The sequence below is a fragment of the Mycobacterium sp. genome (genome assembly GCF_049280035.1).
Lineage (GTDB): Bacteria > Actinomycetota > Actinomycetes > Mycobacteriales > Mycobacteriaceae > Mycobacterium.
In genome coordinates, this window is the sequence record NZ_JBAPPI010000423.1 from 1 (window position 1) to 5,884 (window position 5,884).

A 5,884-nucleotide genomic window follows, 5' to 3' on the forward strand; every position below is an offset into this window, starting at 1 on the left:
CCGAAGTTCTGCTCGATGCGTATTACTCAGGACGTCCGCGACTACGCCGCCGAGCACGGACTCGACACCGAGGAAGCCATCGAGGCGGCTTTGCAGCAAGGTATGGCGGAGAAGTCGGCCGAGTTCGCCGAGCACGGCAATCGGGTGTATCTGCCGATCGCCCGGTGATCTACCTTCCACTCGCGCCGCTCGGTAGCACGCCGTTGCGGGTGCTGGCGATCGCCGGATCGGACTCCGGCGGCGGTGCCGGTATTCAGGCCGACATCCGTACCTGCACCCTGCTAGGGGTGCACGCACTGTGTGCGGTGACCGCGGTGACTGTGCAGAACTCGGTGGGCGTCAGGGGTTTTCACAAAGTACCCGGCAATGTCATCGCCGCCCAGATCGAGGTGGTATGCCACGACATCGGGCTGCAGGCCGCCAAAACCGGCATGCTGGCGTCGAAAGAGATCATCGCCGCGGTCGCGCAGAGTTGGCGCGAGCATGGCGCCGACGCGCCACTGGTGGTCGATCCGGTCTGCGCGTCGATGCACGGTGACCCTCTGCTCGACCGCACTGCGCTGGATTCCCTTCGCGCCGAACTGTTTCCATTGGCCACCTTGGTGACGCCGAATCTGCACGAAGTACGGCTACTGGTCGATATCGACGTTGTCGACTCGACATCCCAGGCCGACGCGGCTCGCGCGCTGCATGACCTGGGACCGAAGTGGGCGCTGGTGAAGGGCGGCCATCTGCGCGGGTCGGCCAGCAGCACGGATCTGCTGTTCGACGGCACCGACTTTCACGAGTTCGAGTCGCCGCGGGTGGACACTACCCACGACCACGGCGCCGGTGACACGCTGGCCGCTGCGACTGCCTGCGCCCTGGCCCACGGCTACACCGTGCCGGACGCGGTCGCGTTCGCCAAGGGCTGGGTGACCGAATGCCTGCGTGCCGCCTATCCGCTCGGGCACGGCCACGGCCCGGTGTCCCCGCTGTTCAGGTTGTCATGAGTCTCGAGCAGATCGCGGGCATCGCGCACGAACCTAAGCGTGACCCACCCGGTGGCCAAAAAGGAATTGTGGTGCTGACGCACGGCGCCGGTGGCAGCAGGGAATCCGCACTCCTGCAACAACTTTGCGACGAGTGGGCCCGACGTGGCTGGCTGGCGGTCCGCTACAACCTGCCTTATCGACGGCGACGGCCCAAGGGGCCGCCGTCGGGTTCGGCGGCCGCCGATCGTGCCGGCATCGTGGAGGCGATCGCCGTGTGCCGCGGCCTTGCCGACGGTCCGCTGATCGCCGGCGGCCATTCCTACGGCGGGCGGCAAACGTCAATGGTGATAGCCGAAGGTGCGCAGCCGGTTGACGTGCTGACGCTGTTCTCCTACCCGGTGCATCCGCCCGGTAAGCCCGAACGCGCACGCACCGAGCACCTGCCAGACATCACGGTGCCGACGGTGTTCACCCACGGCACCTCGGATCCGTTCGGCACCCTCGACGAGGTGCGCGCCGCCGCCGCGTTGATTGCCGCACCGACCGAGATCGTCGAGATCATCGGCGCGCGCCACGACCTGGGCTCGAAGACCCTCGACGTTCCGGCATTATCTGTCGACGCCGCATTGAAGCTGCTGCGCTGAGCGGCGGCGAATGAACTCGGCTGCGATATCGGCGACCTTAACGTTGGTGTCTTGCGAGGTGCGGCGGAGGATGTCGAACGCCTCGTCATCGGAGACGTCGTTGAGCACCATCAGCATGCCAACGGCCTTGCCGATCGCGCGGTTGCTGGCCAGCCCGCGTCGCAGCCCGGCCGCGTCTTCGCCATGCGCAGTGGCATTGGTAGCCACCGTGGCGAACGCCGCCAGCACGATGGCCCGTTCGACTGACTTGGTGTCGAATGCATTGGGTGTGTCGGAAAACAGGTTGAGCGCACCCACTTTGGCGCGATCCACCGGCATCCGAACACTCATAGCGCCGCGAACCTGCGTCTCGGCGACCACGCGGGCTGCGAATACCGGCCACCGACCACCAGTGGTCAGATCCGACGCTACTTGAGCGCTTCGTTCGTCGAAGGCATCGAGGCACGGCCCACTGCCCAGCGCCAGCTCGAGTTTGTCGATCTGCTGCGCGACGGGGTCGCTGACGGCCACTGTGCTGCAGGCGCCGTCACGGCTGATCATCAAGCTGGCATGGTCGCAGCCAGGAACCATCAATGTGGCCGCTACGCAGATCGCGGCATACATTTCTTTCGGCGTCAAACCCTCAGAGACGATGTCGGCCAGCGACGTAAACACGCTTGCCGGATCGACATGGCTGCAGGACGGCATGGCAGTCTCCCCACTCTTTTACGATGCAGGCCGACGGCGCCGGGGCGGCAGCGGGTTGCACCGCGTGTCCCCCGCTGCCGCCACCGGACAATCAGGCGTCGATCACCTCGCGTTGGGCGGCCTGGTAGTTGATGGCGTTGTGCCCGTCGCCGCGGCCGATCGTGATTTTGCGCGGCTTCGCCTTTTCGGCTACGGGGATGCGTAGCCGTAGCACGCCCTCGTTGTAGGAGGCCTCGATCCGGTCGGTGTCGAGGTTCTCGCCCAGAACCAGCTGCCGGCTGAATACTCCCCGTGGCCGCTCGGTTGCCAGCATCTCCCGGTTCGGATCAACGGCAGGACGCTGCGCACGCACAGTCACCACATTGCGTTCGATGTCGAGGTCTAATGAATCCTGGTCGATGCCAGGCAGGTCGAACTCGACGAAGAACGCATCACCTTCGCGCCACGCGTCCATCGGCATCACCGCCGGACGGGCGGCTGTGCCCAGCGCCTGCTGGGTGAAGCGGTCCAGGTCACGGAACGGGTCGGTACGCATCAGCATCGTGGTCACCTCCGACTCTCCTATCCTCTACAGGATGTCATCTATAATCTATGTCTAACGACATAGGTTTGATATAGCACGTGCGCTATTATGTCGCAAGTGTGATACAAAGGTTTTCTGTACGGGTGGCCAAGGATTGCTTTTGATGATCGATCGACCTGACACGCCAGGCATGCCCGCCCCGAGCCAAGGCGTATACGGCATCACCGTGGCCGCCGAACTCTCCGGCGTCGCGGTGCAGTCGCTGCGCCTCTACGAGCGCCACGGCTTGCTGACCCCCTCACGCAGTGACGGCGGCACCCGCCTCTACAGCGCGGACGACCTGGCCCGGTTGCAGCGCATCAGCGAGTTGGTCGCGGCCGGTGTTAATCTCGCCGGCATCGCGCACATCCTCAACTTGCAAGACGACAACGCGGCACTGCTCGCCGTCAACCAGGCGACGGCCACGAAGGCGAAGAAGAAAGCCAAACCCGAAGTCGACAGCGGCTAAGCGTCAACCAGGCTCGATATCATCGAGGCGGCATCCACGAACTACAAACTTACTCTGAAGTAAGGTACGGTCTTTTGATGAGTTCGGAGCATCTCGACGTCGTCGTCCTGGGGGCCGGCTTCGGCGGCATCGGCGCGGCGATCCAGCTCAAGCGCCTCGGGTACGACAACATCGCCATCCTCGACCGCGAAGCCGACTTGGGTGGAACCTGGCACGTCAATCGCTACCCGGGTCTTGCCGTCGACGTCCCGTCGACCACCTATTCCTACTGGTTCGAGCCCAACCCGTACTGGTCGCGGTTGTTCGCCACCGGCCCGGAGGTCAAGCAGTATGCCAACCACGTCGCCGACAAGTACGACGTGCGCCGTCACATGCGATTCAACACGATTGTGGAAAGCGCGCGCTGGGACGAGGACACACAGCTGTGGCAAGTGGCGCTGGCCGACGGCGAAACGCTGACCACCCGCTTCCTGATCACCGCCACCGGCTTCCTGTCGCAACCCCACACGCCGGACATCCCGGGCATCACCAGCTTCAACGGCAAGGTCGTGCACACCACCGCGTGGGACGACAGCCACGACTTCGCGGGTCGCCGGGTCGGTTTGATCGGCACCGGGGCCACCGCGATCCAGCTCATCCCTGAACTCGCAAAGGAAGTCGCCGACTTAACGGTGTACCAGCGCACCGCGATCTGGGTGGCACCCAAGCTGGACTTCAACATCGCGCCGGCCGTGCGACGGCTGTTCGCCCGGATCCCACCGACCCAACGTGTGGTGCGCTGGGTGACCGACAACCTGCTCGAGTTCATGACGCTCACCGCCGTGCTGAATTACCGCTACTTCCGGCGGCTGTCCATTGGCGGGATGGACGTCTGCAAAATGCACCGGTTCGTGCAGGTCCGCGACAAGGAGCTGCGGCGCAAGCTGACACCGGACTACGACATCGGCTGCAAGCGGCCCAGCTGGTCCAACGACTACAACCGCAGCTTCACCAAACCGAATGTGCACCTGGAGACCGGCGGCATCGAGCGGATCGAGCCCGATGGCATCGTCACCAACGACGGCCAGAAGGCCGTCATCGACACCCTGGTGCTGGCGACCGGCTTCGACCTGTGGGACGCCAACTTCCCGGCTATCGAGGTGGTCGGCCGGGAAGGCAGGAATCTCGGAAAGTGGTGGCGGGAGAACAGGTTCCAGGCCTACCAAGGCGTGTCGATTCCGTACTTCCCCAATTACCTGAGCCTGGCCAGCCCGTACGCCTTCTCCGGACTGTCGTTTTTCAACACCATGGAATACCAGATGCGGCACATGGACCGGTTGTTGGGCGAGGTGAAGCGCAGGGGTGCAACCACATTCGAGGTTACCGAAGAGGCCAATGCACGCTTCCTGGACCGGATGACCAAGAATCTGGATGGCACGGTGTTCTACGCCGGTGACTGTGCCACGTCGCGGTCCTACTACTTCAACCACAGCGGCGAGGCGACCCTGCTACGACCTACCTCGGTGCGCAACGCCGTGCGGGACGGCTCTCGGTTCCCGCTGAGCGACTACGCAATCAGCTAGGGAGGACTGGAAAAAGACTATGTCTCGCAAAAGCAACCGTCTCGCCCGATTTTCGGGTCTGGCACTGGCCGGAGCCGGGCTCTCCCACTTCACCAGTCCAAAGTTGTTCGAGCCGATCACCAAGGCGGCATTTCCACGTAACACTCGGCAGCACGTCTACACCAACGGCGGCATCGAAACCGTATTAGGTCTGGGTTTCAGCAGCCGGCAGACCCGTGGCGTGGCCATCGTCGGGTTGATCGGCTACCTCGCCTATCTGGGCGGCAACGCTATTCGCCACTCCCAAACAGCGTAGCCTCCATCAGTTTTCGTACGCAGGCTTGCGGGTAGGCGGAGTTGTCGGCCGGGTGCTCGTAGTGCACCAGGCGTCCCACGTCGACCACCAGGGCCAGCGCCGCGTGCACCAAAATCCGCGCCTGCGTCGCCGTGAGCGTCGGGCGGGCGGCTGCGAGCAGACGCATCCAGCCATCGATCGTCGAGCGCTGCACACTGCGCAACAGCTCCTGGTCCACCCGCGTCAGATTGACCCGCTCCGTGTAGTAGATCGCGACGAGTTCCGGGTTAGCGAACGACGTTGCCACGTAAGCCTCGATCAATAGGGTGAGCATTTGACGCGGTTCGGCAAGACCGGTCAGGATCGCCGACAAACGGCCGGAAATCCGGTCCGCCGCGCGGCGCAAACCCGTCGAGAGGATGTCGCACTTGCCGGGGAAATACCGGTAGATCCCGGACACCGGAATGCCAACCGCCGAGGCGATCTCCGCCATGCTGGTCTCGGGGTAGCCCTTGGCGTGGAACAACACCATCGACGCCTGCAGCAGAGCCTCGTAGACTCCGGTGTCCGATTCGAAGATCTGCCAGGACGTAGGACGGCTCAGCGCCTCTTCCGGCTTCGGTAGCTCAGCACGGAGCACTGCTGAGGCGACGTCAGCCAGCAGCGCACTGATCTCGTCGGACGGTAGCGCAACCCGGTGGTCAACGATGCT

The 5,884-nt window shown here is 64.1% G+C and carries 8 protein-coding genes and 1 pseudogene; 6 read left to right on the forward strand and 3 right to left on the reverse strand.

The genetic code is table 11. The features are described 5' to 3' along the window. The 3 genes and pseudogenes from WAN71_RS14100 to WAN71_RS14110 all read left to right on the forward strand — a co-directional run. Nucleotides 1-168, forward strand: a pseudogene (locus WAN71_RS14100) (phosphomethylpyrimidine synthase); the annotation flags it as partial. Then, nucleotides 165-992: a bifunctional hydroxymethylpyrimidine kinase/phosphomethylpyrimidine kinase gene (gene thiD / locus WAN71_RS14105; RefSeq protein ID WP_422225929.1), complete on the forward strand. Its 828-nt coding sequence runs from the start codon at nt 165-167 to the stop codon at nt 990-992. The pseudogene WAN71_RS14100 and the gene thiD, both read left to right, overlap by 4 nt. Beyond that, entirely contained in the window at nt 989-1,618 is a 630-nt protein-coding gene (locus WAN71_RS14110) for an alpha/beta family hydrolase (RefSeq protein ID WP_422225930.1), read from the forward strand. Before thiD ends, WAN71_RS14110 begins: the two co-directional genes overlap by 4 nt. Here the strand turns inward: WAN71_RS14110 and WAN71_RS14115 are convergent. Then, nucleotides 1,583-2,305 carry a GAF and ANTAR domain-containing protein gene (locus tag WAN71_RS14115; protein WP_422225931.1) on the reverse strand — a complete coding sequence of 241 codons (723 nt, stop codon included), beginning with the start codon at nt 2,303-2,305 and terminating at the stop codon, nt 1,583-1,585. The genes WAN71_RS14110 and WAN71_RS14115 overlap by 36 nt on opposite strands. 91 nt (nt 2,306-2,396) lie before the next feature. Continuing rightward, nucleotides 2,397-2,846 carry an Hsp20/alpha crystallin family protein gene (locus WAN71_RS14120; protein WP_422225936.1) on the reverse strand — a complete coding sequence of 150 codons (450 nt, stop codon included), beginning with the start codon at nt 2,844-2,846 and terminating at the stop codon, nt 2,397-2,399. 145 nt (nt 2,847-2,991) lie between these two features. Between WAN71_RS14120 and WAN71_RS14125 the strand changes: the two genes are divergently transcribed. From WAN71_RS14125 to WAN71_RS14135, 3 genes are all read left to right on the forward strand, one after another. Beyond that, nucleotides 2,992-3,336: a MerR family transcriptional regulator gene (locus tag WAN71_RS14125; RefSeq protein WP_422225932.1), complete on the forward strand. Its 345-nt coding sequence runs from the start codon at nt 2,992-2,994 to the stop codon at nt 3,334-3,336. Nucleotides 3,337-3,413: 77 nt separating this feature from the next. Then, a complete protein-coding gene (locus WAN71_RS14130; protein ID WP_422225933.1) occupies nt 3,414-4,898 on the forward strand; it encodes a flavin-containing monooxygenase in 1,485 nt (494 codons plus the stop codon). A gap of 19 nt (nt 4,899-4,917) precedes the next feature. Then, nucleotides 4,918-5,193 carry a hypothetical protein gene (locus tag WAN71_RS14135; protein WP_422225934.1) on the forward strand — a complete coding sequence of 92 codons (276 nt, stop codon included), beginning with the start codon at nt 4,918-4,920 and terminating at the stop codon, nt 5,191-5,193. On the opposite strand, the gene WAN71_RS14140 is transcribed toward WAN71_RS14135, so the two are convergent. Beyond that, nucleotides 5,168-5,884 (reverse strand): TetR/AcrR family transcriptional regulator (locus tag WAN71_RS14140; RefSeq protein WP_422225935.1); only part of this gene is annotated, 717 nt, incomplete at its 5' end. The two genes, WAN71_RS14135 and WAN71_RS14140, sit on opposite strands and share 26 nt — an antisense overlap.

Coding starts and splice junctions, on each gene's coding strand:
- WAN71_RS14110 (WP_422225930.1), top strand. CDS start 989: ATGAGTCTCGAGCAGATCGCGGGCATCGCGCACGAACCTAAGCGTGAC.
- WAN71_RS14115 (WP_422225931.1), bottom strand. CDS start 2,305: ATGCCGTCCTGCAGCCATGTCGATCCGGCAAGCGTGTTTACGTCGCTG.
- WAN71_RS14120 (WP_422225936.1), bottom strand. CDS start 2,846: ATGCTGATGCGTACCGACCCGTTCCGTGACCTGGACCGCTTCACCCAG.
- WAN71_RS14125 (WP_422225932.1), top strand. CDS start 2,992: ATGATCGATCGACCTGACACGCCAGGCATGCCCGCCCCGAGCCAAGGC.
- WAN71_RS14130 (WP_422225933.1), top strand. CDS start 3,414: ATGAGTTCGGAGCATCTCGACGTCGTCGTCCTGGGGGCCGGCTTCGGC.
- WAN71_RS14135 (WP_422225934.1), top strand. CDS start 4,918: ATGTCTCGCAAAAGCAACCGTCTCGCCCGATTTTCGGGTCTGGCACTG.